Below are 17,655 nucleotides of genomic sequence, written 5' to 3'. Positions count from 1 at the left end.
TCCGACAGTCCCCGAGGCGTCTGGCACAGTCGCCCGAACACGGCACATGTTGACACAATTGCAAGCTGGACTTCGGCTGCCTTTTCATCCGTTGCACACACAGCACAACTTGGCCCATTGTTTGCTCTCCAGCCAGGACATGAACAAGCGCACTCGATCCACACTTGGTATTTGCACTTCGCTCCTTTCTCTCGTCGCGCTCGGCAATGGCTGTAGCGGAACGATCGACAAGCAAAACAATACGGCCGAAGCGCGCGGCAGTCTGCAACAAGCACAAAGCTGCGCGGACCTCGAAACGCTGCTGAAGCAAGATGCTGCGGCAAAAATGAATGCGCAAATCGATGCGATCATTGCCAGCATCGAAGCCAATGGCGGCTATTATGGCTGGGGCTGGGAAGATGGCGGCGTCCCCGGCGGCGCGACATCATCGGGCGTGTCGTCGTCCGGCTCGAGCAGTGGCGGACCGGTCGGAAGCGGCGGCTCGGGCGGCGGATCGAGCGGTTCGGGTGGTGCTGGAGGTTCAGGGCCCGGTGCAAACCCCGACCATTCCAACACGAATACGCAGGTCGCGGGCGTCGATGAAGCCGACATCCTCAAGACCGACGGAAACTACATCTATCTGCTTCACGGACAAACCTTGCAAACACTGCAAAGTTGGCCCGTCTCGAGCCTCGCGATTGCGAACACGACGCAGGTCGAGGGCAATCCGATCGAAATGTTCGCAACCGAAGAACACCTCGTCATTTATTCGCAAGTCGATGGGTCGGACATCTACAATGCCGCCAATGTGCAGCCGCGCGCTCCTTATTATGACGGGTATTACGAAGGTCCGGCTTGGGATGGATACTACAATCCCTACTACGCGCCGCTCACGAAAATCACCGTGCTCGGACTCAATGCGGGACAACCGACCGGCGTGCTCAAGGAGGTCTACTTCGAGGGCAGTTACGCGTCGTCACGCCGCATCAACGAAAACGTGCACTCGATCCTCAGCGGCGGACAACACGGCCCAAACCTGAATTATTACCCCTCCTTCGAAAACGGCTATCCGCAAACCGTTTCGGAATGGACCCAAGCGTTCGAAAACCTTCGCTTCGAAAATACGCTCGCCATTTTCGGCTCGACGCTGAACGATTGGCTCCCGTATCGCTTCGAAAAGGCGAATGGAAACGTCACGGTCGTGCCTCCGAGCTGCGAATCGTATTACGTCCCGTCGCAAGGTTCGACGGCATACGGCCTGGTTTCCGTCGAATCGTTTCCCTTGACAAACCTTGGCGCGCCCATGGCGGAAACGAACATCGTCGCGGGTGTGGATACGGTGTATTCGAGCGGCGATGGGCTTTATCTTGCGGCACGTGCGTACAAGGATCCGTACATGACGGCGCTGCCCCCCGTGCAGGCGGTCGATACGACGGAAACGTTCGTCCACAAATTCGATTTGGCAACGAATCCGGCCGAACCTGCCTATGTGGCCACGGGCAAAGTACCCGGACGCGTGAAAAACCAATTCTCGATGGATGAACGGGACGGGAAATTGCGTATCACCACGACCCGCGAGCTCGTTTCGCAAACCGATTGGACGACGTCCAACGGGCTTTACGTGCTTTCGCAACAAGGCACGAACCTCGGCACGATCGGCAGCGTTACGGATCTCGCGCTGGGAGAAACGATTTATTCGACGCGTTTCGTCGGACAGCGCGCATACATGGTCACATTCCGGCAAGTCGATCCGCTCTTCGTCATCGATCTGTCGGATCAAACGAAACCCACGGTCATGGCCGAGCTGAAGATTCCAGGCTTCAGCGAATACATGCACCCGATGGACGACAATCACCTGTTGACCATTGGTCAAGATGCGACGCCGGATGGCCAGGTGCTCGGTTTGGCCCTGCAAGTCTTCAACGTATCGGATCCGCAAAACCCGCTGCTGATGCACAAGTATGCATTCTCGGGCAGTGAATACGGCCATTCCGAGGCGCAATACAACCACAAGGCATTCAACTGGTATGGGCCGCTGCACCTGCTTGCATTCCCGTTCAGCGGATACAATTCGCAGGACGGGACGATGCGTAGCTCGCTCGAGCTATTCAACGTGACGCTGGAAGAAGGCATCAAGAAACGCGCGTCGATCGATCATTCGACGTTCTTCAATGCGGATCCGTACGGCTACTGCAATGGGTATTATGGAGTCGACGTGCGCCGCGGCGTATTCATCGACGACTACGTGTACGCCATTTCGTACGGTGGCGTGACGGCGAGCAACGTGAACGAGCCGCTCGATCCGGTCGCTTCGGTGGCATTGCCGGTGCCGTCGCAGCCGTATGGGTATTGCGGGTTCTGAGCTATCACCGCAACGCCAGCACATGCAGCATCTTGAACGTCGATGGCAGCCCATCCCGAAGGGTCGCGACGCCCGGAATGTCCGCCCATGTCCACGCGGGCGTCACATCGACGTTCACCCACGGCCCGTCCGGGTCCGTGCGCTTCGCTCCCGCTCCCACGAGACGATAACCGTAATCAACCAACATTTGCAGCGTGCGCTCGAGCGGCTGGTCGTCGACCTGGTGCAATTCGAGCGCCCATGCCTTGACGTTGGGCATGGCTGCAAGCGCCTGCGGTAAAAACGCGTATTCGTGGCCCTCGACATCGACCTTGACCACCGTCGCGTCGGGCGCAATCGATTCCAGCTTGCGACAAGCAACCTGAATCCGCTCGCCCTCGTCATTGAGCGGCACCATCGAATTGAGCCCCCATGCAGCTCGCAGCGGTCGAAGCGCCAATTGGCCGTTGTGCGCGGATACGGCGCATTTTTTTACGGTCCATTTGTTGCCGGCTTTGGACGCTCGAATACGCGCTTCAATGGCCTTGATGTTTTCCGCAATGGGCTCGACCGAAATGACCTCGTTTTTGCGCGCGCCCTGATCCCAAAACAATTGCGAGAATTTGCCGACGTTCGCTCCCACATCGACGATTTTTTCGCCACGAAGGGGCAAGTTCTCCACGTACCAGCGCTCTTGCTTTTCCATCAGGCAGTCGGCTCCCATGGGAAAATATGCGAACCACCGAGGCGTTTGTCGCCAAAACTGCGCTCGATGGGCTTTAGCGTGCACACGTCGAGCAGCACGACGGACGCGTGTTTTCCATAGCTCACGATGAATGCAGCGCGATCGCGCGAAAGCTCGATGCCGCGCGGGTTTTGGCATTCGTAAAAGCCCACCAGTTTTTTCGATTTGAGGCTCCAAAACGTGACGATTCCGCCGAAAGGATTCGTGACGCCGACGATATCTTCGTGAATGACCACGCTGAGCGATTCGCCAATGACCTTGGACATGACGCGCTCGGGCCCGCGCATGCGTTCGGGCTTACGTTTTGGCGCGCGGAGTGTGATCCCGCCCGCAGATGTCTCCGCCGGAAGGCCATCGCGCGGTGCCGAAACGACCGCGAGCGACCCGTCGGGTGCGATGGCGACATGGCCCGCGTTGATTTTGGGATCGGAAAACTGAATTTTTTCAATGAGTTTGCGCGACGCGACGTCGACGTACGTGACGCACGGTTCGCTTTTGCTGCCGAGCGCTCCGCCGCCGTTGGTGATGACGAGTACCTTGCCGTCGTCGATGGGCACGCAATCGTGCGGGCGATCGCCGTAGGTGGGAAATGCCTCGATTTCGCGGTATGTTTTGGTTTCGCGTACGCTGAGCAGCCCTGCGTGCGTTTCGAGGTCGATTTCGACGACGAAGAGCTTTTCGCCATCCTGCGAATACACGCCGTGGCCGTAATAATGGCGCCCGGGTTTGGCGCGGATCATGCCCAAGCGGCGTTTTTCGGCGAGGTCGAGCAGTGCGGCGCCGGGACCGCGTTTTTCGAAAACCGCTGCAATGTGCGGACTTCCTGGCTTGGTCGTGAAGCCGTGGGGGAGAAAGTCGACGTCGATGCGGGCGACCCGATCGGCGTCGAGGTCGACGACATCGAAGGAGAAGATGGGCTGGAGGGTTTCGGGATCGAGACCTCCGGTTCCGCCGACGAACGTGCCGAGCATGGGCGCCATCCTAGAACAGCGAACCTTTCGCTGAAAGGAGATTTTGGGGGGCATGAGCGCTAACATAACCCCTTTTGCACCCCCGCGCGGGGTTGAAACCCCGCGCTACACATTCAAAAGTCCCCTCACTGCCGTTCGGGGACTGACCATCCTCAATTGCTACCACAACATCGAGAAGTGCTATCGATTTTGCAGCAGAGGGCATTTCTCTCATGTCAGCATGACGTCAGTCCGAGCGCGGTAGCGCGAGGACTTCTTGATGTGTAGCCCCGGGTTTTAACCCGGGGCGGGGCGACAATTGCGTTATGTTAGCGCTTATGGGGTTAGGGGGTGAGGCGCCCGGATTCAGCTACTCGCGCCGCCGATTCGCGTGGCAAACGTCGGAGCCGCCGCGTAGCGCCCCACATGATACTCCTCGTCGCCGAACACCGTATTGAGCGCGTGCATGCGCTTGAAGTACAGCCCAATGTCGTGCTCGTCCGTGATGCCAATTCCGCCATGCAATTGGATGGCTTGTTGCGTCACGAACCGCCCGCACAACGCAAGCTCGACCTTCGCCGCACTCACCGCGCTCCGACGCTGCGCCGGATCCGCATCGGAAACCGATAACGTTGCCAGAATCGACGTGCCTCGAGCAAGCTCCGTTCGGATGAACATGTCCACCGCTCGATGCTGCAATGCCTGGAACGTGCCGATTTTCACGCCAAATTGTTCGCGCGTTTTCATGTAATCGACCGTCATGCCCAGCGCCGTTCGCATGACACCCAATCCCTCGGCACACGCCGCCGCCGCTCCGATGTCGAGCACTTCGTCGACCAGCGCGCCGGCTTCTCCTTCGGCGCCAATTCGATCGCGTTCGGACACGCGTACGCCACCCAATGAAATCATCGCCGCCTTCTGGCCGTCGATCGTCTTGATGGGCGTCACTGACAAACCAGGCGCATCCTGCGAAATGGCGAACAGCGAAATCCCCTCCGCGTCGCCCGCATTTCCCTGCGTTCGCGCGGAAACCACGATCACGTCGGCCGCGTGACCATTCACGACGAATACCTTTTCGCCACGAAGCACGTAGTCGTCACCATTGCGAACGGCCGCGGTCTCGACCCAATTTGCATCGAATCTGCTGCCCCGTTCGGCATGCGCAAATGCCAAGCTCGTATCACCCGCAATCAGCGGCGCGAGGAATCGTTCGTGTTGCTCCGCAGTTCCGCCGCGTGAAATGGCCATCCCAGCGCAAAGCACCGATGCCGTGTACGGTTCGGGGACGAGCATCGTGCCGAGTTGTTCGAGGATGATGGCGACGTCGACGAACGATCCGCCAAACCCGCCCACGGATTCGGGAAATGGCAAACCAAGCCATCCGAGCTCGGCCATTTTCCGCCACACGTCTTTGCTCCAGCCGACGGAATCCTCGCGAAGCGTCCGCAAACGCGAAATGGGAGATTCTTTTTTGACGAACGACGCCGCCGTGCTTTCGAGCAGCTTTTGTTCCGGAGTGAGGTCGAAGTTCATGGCAAAACCTCTCAGGTGCTCGGCAAGCCAAGGATGAGCTTGGCAATCACGTTTTTCTGAATCTCGTTGCTGCCGCCGTAAATGGTCGCGGCCCGCGAATAATGGAACCCGCCGGTCACCGATTGCTCGATTTCGGGAATGATTCCAGGCTCGTTCCACCACGACAAAGAATCGTGCCCCATGATTTCCATCGCGAGCTCGTAGCATTGCTGGTGAATTTCCGAACCGCGAATCTTCAGAATGCTCGATTCGGGCCCCGGAGCATGCCCCATCTGCGCCGACGCTATCGCGCGGTAGTTGGTCATGCGAAGCGCCCACAGCTCGATTTCGAGCCGCGCAATTTTCGCACGGAAATGCGGGTGCTCGAGCAGCGGTACGCCTCGCTCGCGCGTCTCCGCCGCAATGCGTTTCACACGCCGAAGCGCCCGCGTCGACATACCAACGGCGGCAATGTACGTCCTTTCGTGCCCGAGCAGCGCTTTGGCCAATGTCCAGCCCCCGTGCAAGGGCCCCACGAGGTTCTCCGCGGGCACGACCACGTTCTCGAAAAACGTATCGCAAAAAGCCGGCGTGCCGGCAATCGTCAGCGTCGGGCGTACCGTGATGCCAGGCGTCTTCATGTTGACCAAGAAAAAGCTGATCCCTGCTTGCTTTTTCGCGTTCGGATCCGTCCGCGTGAGGACGAAAATCCAGTCCGCATACTGCGCATACGTGGTCCAGGTTTTTTGCCCGTTCAAAATGTAATTGCCTTTGCCGTCGCTCTCGGCCCGCAGCTTCAACGACGCAAGGTCACTGCCGGCATTCGGTTCGGAATACCCCTGGCACCAACATTCTTCACCCGCGGCGATTTTGGGCAAATACCGATTTCGTTGAGCGTCCGAGCCAAACTGGATCAAGAGCGGCCCGACCATCATCAATCCGAATGGCGAAAGCGCCGGAGTCCCCGCCAATTCGAGCTCCTCCGTCAAAATGAACCGACGGGTCACGTCGAGACCCGCTCCGCCATATTCTTTGGGCCAATGCGGAGCTACCCAACCTTTTTGATACAAGATTCGGTGCCACTCCATGATTTCGTCGTGCTCGAAATGAGCATCGACCTTGGCTTTGTCGCGAATGTGCGGCGGCATCGCCTCCGCAATCCACGCGCGAACACCATCCCGAAACTCAATCTCCTCGGCGCTGAACGATAGATCCATCCGGCTCTCCCAAAGGCCCCCTTAGTCCGGCCCGAGCCCGAAGGAAAGTCATTTTTTAATCATGGATATATCGGCTTTGGGCGTTAGCCGACGACAGCGCCCATCACACCGTCGAAGAATTCGCCGCTGCCCACGTTGTCGAGAAGCCGATTCCAACCAGGTTCGTCGAATGGGACGGGCAAACCATGATTGGTGAGCAGCACGGCGAATACCTCGCGCACGGGGTCGATCCACAAGAACGTTCCCGTGCCGCCCACTTTGCCATAAGACCCAGGCGACAGCTTCGTACCACCATTGCAGAAACGCGGCGTCGACAGCTCCCAGCCATATCCTTTCGGAGTGGCCAAGAGATTCATGATCGGGGAAGTGTCGTTTTTTCCGACGTCCGCGAATGGCGTCTGATTGGACACCATGGCGGTCGCAAGCTCGGTCGAAATGATACGCTTGCCGCCATACGTGCCGCGATTCAGCATCATTTGGCAAAATACGGCGGCATCCCTTGCGGTCGAAAAGAGCCCATCGCAACCGACGACGCCTCCGAGCGCGAAATCCTGGTCGTCTTGTACGACGCCACGCAGCATGCCTTTGCGTCGCTCGGTGGGACCCGTAGCAGCCACGCGCACATGACGCTCGGATTGCGGATGCGGCGCGTACATCGTGTCGTGCATTCCAAGCGGCGCCCAGACGGATTCTCGAGCAAACTCGTCGAGCCGTTTTCCCGCGACATTTTCAATGAGTTTTCCGAGCAGCCGATAGGTCAAGTCACTGTATTCGACCTGCGTGCCCGGTTCGTATTCCAATTTCGTTTCGGCCATTTGCCGCCAAATCTCTTCGGGGCGGCCACCGAAAATGTGGTTATCGAGCGGCAAACCGGCGGAATACGAGAGCATTTGTTTCACCGTGACACGCTCTTTGCCTTTGCCCGTGAACATCGGCATGTGCTTCACGACGGGATCGTCGAGCTTCAATTTGCCTTGATCCACGAGCACCATGGCCGCTATCGCCGTCGACATCACCTTCGTGACCGACATCATGTCGAACAGCGTATCCATGGTCATTTCATCATTGCCACCACGCACGCGTTTGCCCACCGCATGCTCGCCGACTATTTTGCCGCGCCGGCCAATGATTGCAGTCGCTCCAGGATAACGCCCCGCGTTCACGCGACCATCCATGCGAGCGAATACCTCGGCAATTCGCTCGGCGCTCATTCCAACACTTTCCGGTTTTGCCAGGACCAAACGTCCTGCATCATCACTCACATTCCAGCCAGATGTGGCGACCTCGCCGCCATTCGTCTGCGAAGTGGAAGCACAAGATGGGGCCAAGAACATTGCACCGAGTCCGAGCAGGACTCGACGACGGTCGACTGTGATCGGAGCGTGAACCATGGTCGGTACTTCGTGGTCTCTGCAGCAGAGCAAGGTTGGAGCAGCAAACGAACCGAGTCGCGCCATCGCGGACGCGTGAGCGTCGCCATTTAAGCGACGTTCTCATGCACTGCAAGCATCGCCAACCGGATGACCGCGGCAGTTTCACACGCCCCAGCAGCCTTCGACAAGTCACTTGTCCAATTTGTGCGGTCGAGCTTGCGGCTCTGCTCACCTGCCGCGAATGCGCTCGGTCACGGGCCAAGACGGAGGATCGCTGGCCGGAAATGATTCCTCCGATGCCTCGTCCACAGCTTCGTCCAGCTCGTTTTTCGGCCCGAGCACGCGGTCGTCGGAAACTTCCTCCATCACGATGGGCGGCCGGCCATGCTCGGGTTCATCCTCCGGTGCACAACCACTCGGCCGCATACCAAGCCTGAAACATGAGCTACACGCAACCAAAGCGTCGTTGGCTCCACGTCCCGGCGGTTCGTTTCGCTCTCCAGATCTCATCTCGCGCACCTCGCGAACTGCACATGCCGCGAAGCTCTTGCGCCGCAAGCACCCATCTACACATCGTCGTTGCTCATCTCGTTCGGCCCGGGTTCGTTTGGACAATCTCATCGACGGCCATCGACACCTGCCCAAAACGCCCAAAGGAAAGCGTGGACGGAGCCGCGCCGTGAGCTCGGCCGGCCAAATTCACGGGAGATTCATCATGGCCGAGAAAAACAAAAAACAAGGCTCGATGACGGTCGAGGAAGCAGGGCGACTGGGCGGTAAAGAAGTTCAGCACCAGCGCGACTTGCGTGACCGCAAAGAAGTTCGCGGCGAAGCGTACGACAAACCTGGTCCGCCCAAAGGCACAGCGTTCGGTATCGCCGCGATCACTCAAGCGCTCTCCGGCATGGAGTTTCCGACGACCAAGCAAGAGCTGCTGAAGCGCGCAGGAAACCAGCAAATCGAGTACCGCAAAGGGCAACCCGTTTCACTGAAGCAGCTCGTCGATGACCTAGAAGAAGAGGAATTTCCTTCGATGGCCAACGTCGTTCAAGCCATGCACGAGGCGCTCGAAGAAGAGGGCCTCACCGGAGAAAGCGGCAAGGAAAAGGCTGCGTGAAGGGGGTTGGCACCTTTCTCATACGATCGTCGTGACAAGTCCAGGTTGCAGGATCGACGAACATCACGACATTCGTCGCGCCGAAAGGGTCGACCATCGATGCCCGTCACCAGCATGGTCAACACGGAAGGGTGAACGTCCGACCGTCGTCACCAGCTTGGTAACATCGCAAGCATGCAAGTGCGCCCATCGTCACCACCTTGGTGACCACGCAAGCATGTACATGCGCCCATCATCACCAGCGCGGTGACGCCGCCAGGGTGCAACCCTTCGCTGTTCGCTGAAACCTTCGCCGCTCGTCACTCCACCGTGACGGTTTTGGCCAAGTTGCGCGGCTGATCGACGTCGTTGCCTTTGATGTTGGCCACGAAGTACGCGATGAGCTGCAAGGGCAAGACCGTCAGCAGCGGCAGCACCTCGTCGGGCACTTTCGGAATCCATACCGCGTGGGCCGCAACCTCGAGCATCGCTTCATCGCCTTTGGTCGCGATGGCGATGACTTGACCTTCACGCGCTCGAACCTCTTGCACGTTCGACAGCATCTTGTCGTACTGAGCGTCCATCGGGCAAACCGCCACGACCGGCATCGACTCGTCGATGAGCGCGATGGGCCCGTGTTTCATTTCGCCCGCCGCGTAGCCTTCGGCGTGCGCGTATGAAATTTCCTTCAGCTTCAAAGCACCTTCGAGCGCGATCGGATAACCGAGCCCTCGGCCGAGGAAAAGCACGTCCTTGGCATGCGTGAGCTTCTTGGCGATGGCATGCACGTAGTCGGCGTCGCCCAGGATTTCGCGCTGATGACTCGGCGTCTCCCAGAGCGCCTGCAGCACCTTGCGCGCTCGTTCGTCGGGCAGCGTCGAGCGGCGGCGCCCGATGTACACCGCGAGCAAGAGCAGCGCAGCGAGCTGCGTCGTGAAGCACTTCGTCGATGCGACACCGATTTCGGGACCTGCGTGCGTGTAGAGCGCTCCGTCGGACGCTCGCGGGATCGCGCTGTCGAGCACGTTTGCGACGGCAAGCACGCGCGCGCCGCCTGCTTTCGCGGCCTTCACGGCAGCGAGCGTGTCCGCGGTTTCGCCCGACTGACTCACCGCCACGACGAGATCGTCCGGGTAGAACAACGGTTCGCGATACCGAACCTCGCTGGCAAGCTCGACGACCGACGGCACTTTCGCAAGCTGCTCCATCCAGTAGCGCCCAGCGATCGCTGCGTGATGGCTCGTCCCGCACGCGACGAAGTACACGCGACGAATCCGCTGCGCTACCTCGGGCGGCACGCCCATCTCGGCTGCGTACACGTCCCCTGCAGTGAGGTCGATGCGACCGCGCAGCGTCGCCTCCACGACATCCGGCTGCTCGTGGTCCCATGAAGTGTTTGTAGCCCGCCGGCCCCGCCCACGAGCCCCCCCCCCCCCCCCCCCCCCCCGCCCCCCCCCCCCCCCCCCCCCCGCCCCGGCCGGCGCGTCGCCATCATCGACCCCCCCCCCCCCCCCCCCCCCCCCCCCCCCCCCCCCCCCCCCCCCCCCCCCCCGCGCCCCGCCCCCGGCCCACGACGATCGCCTCGGGTTGGTCTCGCGAAACCACCGCGATGACGAATGCGCCGACGACGTGCCGCAAGGCTCGCTGCACCGCTTCGAAGAGCGACGCCTTGCCCTTGCCAAGCTCGCGATGAACCAAGTGCGCGACGATCTCCGTGTCCGTGTCGGACAGAAACTTCACGCCATTGGTGAGGCCATTGCGACAGAGGGTCCGTTGACTCCGTTTCGCCGCTTGTTGTACCCTCGTCGACACATCGTGCCACGTCGGGGGTTCTGTCATGCTTTACCGCCTTCTTTTCGCCATGCTCGTCATGTTCGTCATGGCTGCATGTGGCGATTCATCACGTGGTTCGGGCGGCAAAAATGCGGTAGCAACGCATCAGAACGCGATAGCGCCGAAACTGTCTGCCGATCCTATTCTCCCCGCTGCATTCACCCTGGGAACGTTGTTGCAATCATCCGGCGTTTCTCCGACAGGGGAATACCAAATTGACATTCCATTGGATGTGCCGCCTGCACGTGCGGGCATGGCCCCAATGTTATCGCTATCGTATTCGAGCGGCGCGGGACGTGACAGTGTGGGATTGGGATGGTCCTTACGAGGAGCGACGTCATTCATTCGATATTGCGCGCCGACCTTTGCGAGCCATGGTCATGCCGGGTTTCCGAGTGCATTTTGCTTGGATGGACAATTTCTCGTTTCTATCGACGGTGGTGAATGGCGTACTGAAAATGAATCGTTTGCGAAGATTGTGGCATTGTCCGGCGGAGACATACCCAATGGTTGGGAGGTATGGACGAAAGACGGGCGCATTCGTACATACAAAGCCGTTCAATACGACGGATCGAAGACGCGTTTCTGGGCGCTGTCGTCCGAACGAGACCGAATTGGCAACCGGATTGATTATTTTTATCGTCACGAAGAAAAGGCCCCCTATCAACAATTCATTTTCGACATCGAGAAAATCGAATACACAGCTTCGAATACCGAAACTCCGCGGCGTAAAGTCGAATGTCATTACGAACCGAACGGCATGCCTGCGTTCGTGCGGGTGTGGGATGCGAGCGCTCATGCATATCACGAGCGTGACGTGTCGCAATTGCTCACGTCGATCGAAATGCATGGTCCCAATGAGCACGGCACGACCGCGCTTGCGTGGTCATACGCATTGACGTATGAGAAGAGCGCCGATACCGATCGGCCGCTGCTATCATCGATTGAGCGGTGTGGCGCATTGGGCGGATGTTTGCAAGCGCGAACGTTTCAATACAGCAAAAGGCCGCCGGGCACCAAGGACACGTTTTCCACGATATGGGAGCACGTCCGCCATGGCGCGATTCCGCGCGAGCAGATCCGCGTACTCGATGCAAATGGCGACGGCAAAGACGATGTACACATTGCGTTGGGGCTTCATGATAGCGTGACGTACGTATCGGCTAATTCAGCGCAGGCCGTTGCAAGTACGACGATCCCGGGGCCGGACGCGGTGGCCGTCGATATCGACGGGGATGGTCGCATCGAGCTCGTTGGAACGCGGACGCTTTCAGAAAAGCCGCTCAAATGGGAAAAGTGGATTTATCGAGCTGATCCAACTGGCAAGTTTGCACCGTGGAAAAAGCTGCCGAATACGGATGAATTGTGGCATCAGGACCCGTACGTCACCGGCTACAATGCGCTTTACACGGAGATTTTTGGCGTTCGATTTGGTGATGTCAATGGTGACGGTTTGCTGGATCTTTGTCGTGAACGACCGTCGTATACGCTGCCGTCGCCCGATCCCATGGTGAGCGCCGTCTGGTGGTGCGCCCAAAACATCGGTGATGGCACGTTCGGATCATTCAATCTATTGGCACACATTTCATTCATTGGTGACGGCCCCGTGTATTTGGCCGACCTCGACGGCGATGGCAAATCGGAATTCCATGCCGGCAACGATACGCTCGGCGACGTCGATGGTGATGGCTTGCTCGACATTGCGTCGACCAACGCCCCCGATACCATCACAGTCGGCGATCTCGATGGCGATGGCAACGACGATGTGATTGATGACGCCGCATTCCTGGATGAATCCGACAGCATCTATGATGCCGGCGTTTTTCGTGGCGACTTCGACGGCAATGGTCGCGACGACTTGTTGCGCGTGTGGGTCGATTCTGCAAAACGGACGCATTTCCAAGCGATCACCATGCGCGGTGGCGACCCGGATCGGCTCATCGAAGTTGGCGACGACGGGTCCGATTGGCGCGAGCGCATTACATACACGCGTAGTTATGCGCCCGACGTGGATCCGCAATCATGTATGCAGGCATATCCGCTCGCGTGTGTGCGGCGCGGGGCCAGCGTCGTCGCCCGCATCGAATCGCGCACCGGCACGCCACGTGATCGGCATTATTCGTTCGGCGAGCCGGTTTTCGATCGCCAAGGACGCGGGTTCCTCGGTTACGGCGTCGTGCGGGAATGGGAGCCTGACAGGCCGCGGCAAACGACGACGTACTACGACCACACGATCATTCAAACGAGCCCGAACACGAACAAGCGTTTTGCGCCCGGTGCATTTCGAGCGAAACGCGTCGTCGAAATCACGCCCGTTGTTGAACACGCTCTTGGTGCGGGAGCGTCTCCTGTGGCTGGCGTCGTTCCTGCGCGAGTGCGCGTGCAGCAACAAAACGTGGTCGTCGATTGGCTCCACGACGGCAAAACGTATTTCGTGCACCCGACAGCGTGGGATTCGGCCGAGTGGGAGACGTCGGTGCAAGTCAATAGCGGAAGCACGCCGTTTATCGTCGAACCGCCCATCAATTGGTTTGCGCCGCTGCGCGCGTCGGGAACGCTTCACTTTGATTGGATGGGCAATTTGCGCTCGTCGACGCGCCATACGCTTGGCGGCACGTATGAAGCGGTCGAATGGACGTACGACATTCGCGAAAATGATTGGCTCGTTGGTTTAGCGGAATCGCGCACGGTAACGTCCATCGATATCTCCGGCATGTCGACGACCCGCCACACGCAATTCGCACACGACGCGAATGGGCTGCTCGAAACCGTCGAAATCGAGCCCGGCGATCCGGCGGCATACCAGCGTATCCATTATGCGCGTGCCAACGGCTTGGTCATTGAAGAGCACCGAACGATCACGCCGAATACGTTGCTTTGCCCGCAGGCAGACGGTTGCCCGCGGACGACGTTCATCGAATACGACGACGAAGGCGCTTTTGTTACGAAGAGGCGAAACGCGCTGAATCATGAGCAGTGGATCATCACGCATCCGTCACTCGGTGTGCCCTTGGCGGCGACCGATGAAAATGGTATTTTGACACAATGGGTGCACGACGACCTTGGAAGAATACTTCAGGCTTCACGTGACGGCGGCAGCGCGGTAGCACTGACCCACGCGCCGTGGATGGAAAACGGTTTTATTCGTGGTACAGAATCATCGTCGCAATCGAGTGACAATCGGCAAACGCTCGCATTTGTCGACGACCGCGGGCGCAACATTGAAACGCGCGGCCGTGGATTTGATGGCACGTGGAGCCAAGTGACACGCGAGTTCGACGTGTTGGGGCGCGTTTGGCGTATCAATCGTCCGGCCGAGATTGGGGTGGACCTCAATAAGATACCGTCGACGAGCACGCAATACGATAGCCTTGATCGGCCAATCCTTACGGCGCATGCCAATACGTACGCCGTGGAAGCGACGCATTCGATGTTCACGACGACGACCGAGGATTCGCTTGGACGGCAGCGTCAAGAAGTGCGCGACAAGGACGGGCGCATTATTGAAATGGTGGAACGAGTCGTCACGTCACCTCCGAATACGCCGCCGTGGAATTGGACCTACGATGAGCTGCATACCCGCTACCAATACGGGCCTTTTGATCTTTTGAAAAGCCTGACCGATCCGAATGGCAACGTCACATCGATGCTCTACGATGTGCGAGGAAACCGGACATCGATCATCGATCCGGACGCAGGCATGCGCACCGCGCAATACAATGGCCATCGCGAATTGATGCGCGAAACGATTGCCGGGGACGAGCGCATCTACCAGCGCGACGTCATCGGTCGCGTGGAAACGTTGCAATCGGTCGATGGGATGAGCCAATGGGTCTACGACACGAAGAAGGCGGGCAAGCTGTCCCTCGCAACGAGTGCTTTCGGCGTGCAAACGGAATACAACTATGACGACCTCAGCAGGCTGACGGACACCGCGTGGACCGTCCATGGCGAGGTCTTCAAGGTGACGACTTCGTACGATGCATTCGATCGCATCGACACGATGGCATACCCCGACGTCGCGGGCCTCGGGCGCACGACCATTCAGCAAACATATAATGCATTCGGCTATGTCGAGCGCATCGATGATATTTCACCCGGACAACCAAAGGCAACCTTGTGGCACGTGAAAGAACGCAATCGCGAGGGAGAGCTGGTCACGAGCGTGACGGGCAACGCTCTCACCACGACGAATGCGTACAACGCGCTTAGCGGGCAGCTCGAAAGCATTCGCGTGCATCCTGAAAACGGTGCCGATTTACATCACGTGGGCATGCTGTACGACGACGCGGGTCGAATGACGTCGCGCGTGGATTACGTGATGCAGCGTGAGGAGGTGTTCACGCACGACGACTTGTCGCGGCTCACGCAATGGAAATTGCTCACGCCGAACGCAACGCATGCCACGAGGTATGGGTACGACCGGCTGAGCAGCCTGGAAAAGGTCGTGCACAATGGATCCGTGCAGCAGCAGTACACGCACGGCAATGGAGGACGGCCGCGCGCGATTTTGAATGATAGCCAGCCGCTCGGATTGTACGCGTACGACAACCGAGGCCGCGTGCTCAATGGCGGCGGGCGATCGATCGTGTACACCGACTTCGATTTGCCCTCGAGCGTGACGACGAATTCCGGAATGACGCTCTTTCAATACGACGCCCACAACCAGCGTGTATCGAAGACGAGCGTCGACGAGCAAACCATTTACATTGGCGGCGTCTACGAGAGGCGCGAATCTGCGCAAGGCATGGTCCACGTTTTCCACGTCGGAGGCATTGCGGACATCATCTACAAGCCCGGCGCGATGATTCCACGGGAAACGGTGTATTTGCACGGCGATGCGCTCGGCTCGACGTCGCTCGTCACGGATTCCGATGGGAAGCCGCGCGAACGCTTGTATTACGCGCCATTCGGTGCTCGCGTGGACATCGATGGAAATCCGCCGACGGGGCCGCCGTCCGACGTGCGCGATGGTTTTACCGGGCATAGGCATGACGACGAGATTGGCCTCATCGACATGCGCGGCCGCGTATTCGACACGAAAACGTCGCGCTTTCCCACGCCGGATCCGTTCATTGCGGATCCAACGTTTTCACCGTCGCTGAACCGATTTGCGTACGTTGAACAAAGCCCACTGAATTGGGTCGACCCCACGGGGTTCAATCCGGAATCGCGGCGTGCTTACGGCGAATGGTTTGCATCGGTCAATGCGCCCGATATCAACTTGGCACCGCCGAACATCGGTGGGAACCTGGAACCGGGCTTGCTCCATGACGTCGCGGTTGGCATTGCGGGAATGCCGTTTCCGGCGGGGAGCGATGCGGTCAATTCGTCGGGATGTCCGACTGGCACGGGCATCACGCCGCGTCCGTGCGCGGGGGCGTCGCAAAGTGGCTGCCCGAGCGGCAATGCGGTGACGGATTCGTGGGGGTTCCGATTTGCGAAGGGGATGGCGATCGAGAGCGTGACGGGCATGGCGGTCACGGCCATGCGCGTGAATCTCGCCATCTCGACGATGGGCACGTCCGAGCTCGCCATACAAATGGGTCTGCGCGCGAAAGCAGCTTATGATGGGCACCCGAACGGCGGTATTCTTGCTGCAGCGGGCGACGCCTACAACGTGGGCAATCCGCTGAATCAGATCGGCGTGATGGGCGCGCGGCTATATCACGCGATAGACAAGGAGAATCCGGAGGAAATTGGCGCGGCGACGCTGCCGGTGGCAGCGGCGGTGGTTGGAGTTGCCGCTGGCAAGCTTGCTGGTACGAATGTTCCGGGTGGATACAGCTCGTTCCGTGCATTCAAACGTGCGATGGGTCCGGCTGGCGAAGGAATGCAGTGGCACCACGTTGTAGAACAAACGTGGTGGAACGTGCTCAGATTTGGAGCGAAGAGGATACATAACGTGGAGAACATCGTGGCTGTTGAAAAAGTACTTCACGAAAAAGTCAGCGGCTATTATTCGAGCAAGCAAGATTTTGCGGGGGGAAACATAGTTCGCAAATGGCTAAGTCCACAATCGTTTGAGGACCAACACGCATTTGGCATAGACCTATTGCGCACGTTCGGGTGGCACCCATGAAGAGGAAATCCGTAAATGCCGCGGAAGATATGAATGAAATGCTGAACGCGTACCGCGAAGCAGCGATCAAACATCGTGTCGCGAGCTACGAGGGAAACCACCGAATTGCAAACCAGGCATATGCGCGCATTCACGCAATTTTTCGACAAATTCGGGACCGCGATGCGGATGACCAACGTCGATTCATGCAGTTGCTCGAGGACGACGACATGAGGGTTCGCGGATGGGTGGCTGCACACGCGCTTGAATTGGATCCAGAACGCGCGATCCGGATACTTGAAAGCATTGCCATCGGGCCGTCGTCACTTGAAGAATTCGCAGCGAAGATGGTACTTCGGGAATGGCGCGCAGGACGGCTCCGTTTCTCGTGAAAATCTCGATGTTGGTGCCGGTGACACCGTGTCACTGGTCTCCAAGATTCGGAGAAATCGGACATGGGGTTCGACGCACCCAGTAAGTTTGGCGTGGCGGGACAGTGTCGCGGGGCGAGGGGTCGCCCGACGATCAAGCGTGAAAGAAGCGCTGGG

Annotated in this window: 10 protein-coding genes and 1 pseudogene; 4 read left to right on the top strand and 7 right to left on the bottom strand. The window is 58.9% G+C overall.

Annotated elements, in window-relative coordinates:
• The first annotated feature begins 139 nt into the window (after positions 1-139).
• Positions 140-2,341 carry a beta-propeller domain-containing protein gene (locus IPM54_09575; GenBank protein ID MBK9260071.1) on the top strand — a complete coding sequence of 734 codons (2,202 nt, stop codon included), beginning with the start codon at positions 140-142 and terminating at the stop codon, positions 2,339-2,341.
• A gap of 4 nt (positions 2,342-2,345) precedes the next feature.
• On the opposite strand, the gene IPM54_09570 is transcribed toward IPM54_09575, so the two are convergent.
• The 6 genes from IPM54_09570 to IPM54_09545 all read right to left on the bottom strand — a co-directional run bounded on the left by IPM54_09570 (position 2,346) and on the right by IPM54_09545 (position 8,627).
• Positions 2,346-3,026, bottom strand: coding sequence for an FkbM family methyltransferase (locus IPM54_09570; protein ID MBK9260070.1), 681 nt, complete (start codon positions 3,024-3,026; stop codon positions 2,346-2,348).
• Complete coding sequence (locus IPM54_09565) at positions 3,026-4,036, bottom strand: DUF1513 domain-containing protein (protein ID MBK9260069.1); 1,011 nt, start codon at positions 4,034-4,036, stop codon at positions 3,026-3,028. Before IPM54_09565 ends, IPM54_09570 begins: the two co-directional genes overlap by 1 nt.
• A gap of 345 nt (positions 4,037-4,381) precedes the next feature.
• Complete coding sequence (locus IPM54_09560) at positions 4,382-5,548, bottom strand: acyl-CoA dehydrogenase family protein (GenBank protein ID MBK9260068.1); 1,167 nt, start codon at positions 5,546-5,548, stop codon at positions 4,382-4,384.
• Between the two features lie 11 nt (positions 5,549-5,559).
• Positions 5,560-6,744, bottom strand: coding sequence for an acyl-CoA dehydrogenase family protein (locus IPM54_09555; GenBank protein ID MBK9260067.1), 1,185 nt, complete (start codon positions 6,742-6,744; stop codon positions 5,560-5,562).
• An 83-nt stretch (positions 6,745-6,827) separates the two neighbouring features.
• On the bottom strand, positions 6,828-8,135 hold the full coding sequence (locus IPM54_09550; protein MBK9260066.1) for a beta-lactamase family protein: 1,308 nt from the start codon (positions 8,133-8,135) through the stop codon (positions 6,828-6,830).
• A 210-nt stretch (positions 8,136-8,345) separates the two neighbouring features.
• Positions 8,346-8,627, bottom strand: coding sequence for a hypothetical protein (locus IPM54_09545; protein ID MBK9260065.1), 282 nt, complete (start codon positions 8,625-8,627; stop codon positions 8,346-8,348).
• A gap of 205 nt (positions 8,628-8,832) precedes the next feature.
• On the opposite strand from IPM54_09545, the gene IPM54_09540 reads away from it, so the two are divergent.
• Positions 8,833-9,234 (top strand): DUF2795 domain-containing protein, encoded by a 402-nt coding sequence (locus IPM54_09540; GenBank protein ID MBK9260064.1) that lies wholly within the window; start codon positions 8,833-8,835, stop codon positions 9,232-9,234.
• A gap of 299 nt (positions 9,235-9,533) precedes the next feature.
• Here IPM54_09540 and glmS read toward each other — a convergent pair.
• A pseudogene (gene glmS, locus IPM54_09535) lies at positions 9,534-10,617 on the bottom strand (glutamine--fructose-6-phosphate transaminase (isomerizing)).
• A gap of 433 nt (positions 10,618-11,050) precedes the next feature.
• On the opposite strand from glmS, the gene IPM54_09530 reads away from it, so the two are divergent.
• Both IPM54_09530 and IPM54_09525 read left to right on the top strand, forming a co-directional pair.
• A complete protein-coding gene (locus tag IPM54_09530; protein ID MBK9260063.1) occupies positions 11,051-17,128 on the top strand; it encodes a VCBS repeat-containing protein in 6,078 nt (2,025 codons plus the stop codon).
• Complete coding sequence (locus IPM54_09525; GenBank protein MBK9260062.1) at positions 17,125-17,499, top strand: DUF2019 domain-containing protein; 375 nt, start codon at positions 17,125-17,127, stop codon at positions 17,497-17,499. The genes IPM54_09530 and IPM54_09525 overlap by 4 nt, the downstream gene beginning before the upstream one ends.
• The last annotated feature ends 156 nt before the right edge of the window (positions 17,500-17,655 follow it).

This window comes from Polyangiaceae bacterium (assembly GCA_016715885.1).
In the GTDB taxonomy this organism is placed as follows: domain Bacteria; phylum Myxococcota_A; class Polyangia; order Polyangiales; family Polyangiaceae; genus Polyangium.
Note: the sequence above shows the minus strand (reverse complement) of the source record. Positions and strands in the feature narration are given on the sequence as shown.

Bases quoted from the DNA above. Each gene is read 5' to 3' on its own strand.
- IPM54_09575 (MBK9260071.1), top strand. From the start codon at position 140: ATGAACAAGCGCACTCGATCCACACTTGGTATTTGCACTTCGCTCCTT.
- IPM54_09570 (MBK9260070.1), bottom strand. From the start codon at position 3,026: ATGGAAAAGCAAGAGCGCTGGTACGTGGAGAACTTGCCCCTTCGTGGC.
- IPM54_09565 (MBK9260069.1), bottom strand. From the start codon at position 4,036: ATGCTCGGCACGTTCGTCGGCGGAACCGGAGGTCTCGATCCCGAAACC.
- IPM54_09560 (MBK9260068.1), bottom strand. From the start codon at position 5,548: ATGAACTTCGACCTCACTCCGGAACAAAAGCTGCTCGAAAGCACGGCG.
- IPM54_09555 (MBK9260067.1), bottom strand. From the start codon at position 6,744: ATGGATCTATCGTTCAGCGCCGAGGAGATTGAGTTTCGGGATGGTGTT.
- IPM54_09550 (MBK9260066.1), bottom strand. From the start codon at position 8,135: ATGGTTCACGCTCCGATCACAGTCGACCGTCGTCGAGTCCTGCTCGGA.
- IPM54_09545 (MBK9260065.1), bottom strand. From the start codon at position 8,627: ATGAGATCTGGAGAGCGAAACGAACCGCCGGGACGTGGAGCCAACGAC.
- IPM54_09540 (MBK9260064.1), top strand. From the start codon at position 8,833: ATGGCCGAGAAAAACAAAAAACAAGGCTCGATGACGGTCGAGGAAGCA.
- IPM54_09530 (MBK9260063.1), top strand. From the start codon at position 11,051: ATGCTTTACCGCCTTCTTTTCGCCATGCTCGTCATGTTCGTCATGGCT.
- IPM54_09525 (MBK9260062.1), top strand. From the start codon at position 17,125: ATGAAGAGGAAATCCGTAAATGCCGCGGAAGATATGAATGAAATGCTG.